The organism is Luteococcus sp. H91, from assembly GCF_038433135.1.
In the GTDB taxonomy this organism is placed as follows: Bacteria; Actinomycetota; Actinomycetes; order Propionibacteriales; family Propionibacteriaceae; genus Luteococcus.
Genome location: NZ_JBCDMV010000056.1, coordinates 1 through 750, shown reverse-complemented (window position 1 = coordinate 750; position 750 = coordinate 1). Strand labels below are relative to the sequence as shown.

At 66.3% G+C, this 750-nt stretch carries 1 protein-coding gene; it reads left to right on the top strand.

All coding sequences use genetic code 11. From position 1 onward, the window contains the following. The coding region (locus AAEX57_RS16170; protein WP_342097817.1) for an IS3 family transposase at positions 1-750 on the top strand (750 nt) is incomplete at both ends.

Below are 750 nucleotides of genomic sequence, written 5' to 3'. Positions count from 1 at the left end.
CTTTCTTCGCGGCCGAGCTCGACCGGCCAGGGCAGTGATCGTCGACTTCATCCGCGAGCACGCCGGCAGGCGTGAGGCGGATGGGTTGCGGTGGGGTGTCGAGCCGATCTGCCAGGTCCTGCGCGAGCATGGCATCCAGATCGCCCCATCGACCTACTACGAGTGGCGCGACAAGTTCCCCAGCAGGCGTGAGCAGCGCGATGAGGCCCTGCTGGTCGAGATCCGCCGGGTCCACCAGGCCCACTTCGGTGTCTATGGGGCCCGCAAGGTCTGGCTGCAACTCAACCGCGAAGGCATCCCGGTCGCGCGCTGCACCGTCGAGCGTCTCATGCGTCAGGCGGGACTGGAAGGTGTTCGGCGGGGCAAGGTGAAGCGCACGACCATCGCTGATCCTGCCGCCGAGCGGCCATCGGACTTGGTCAGTCGCCGGTTCGCGCCGTTGGCTCCGAACCGGTTGTGGGTGGCCGACATCACCTATGTCTCGACGTGGTCGGGATGGGTCTACGTCGCGTTCGTCACCGACGCCTACGCCCGCAGGATCCTGGGCTGGCGTTCGGGCACCACGATGACCACCCAGCTCGTCCTGGACGCGCTCGAGCAGGCGATCTGGACCCGTCAACGCGAAGGTCACGACCTGGCCGGGTTGGTGCATCACTCGGACAGAGGTAGTCAATACACGTCGATTGCCTTGTCAGAGCGGCTTTCGGAAGCCGAGATCGCCGCCTCGGTCGGGTCGGTCGGATCGAGCTA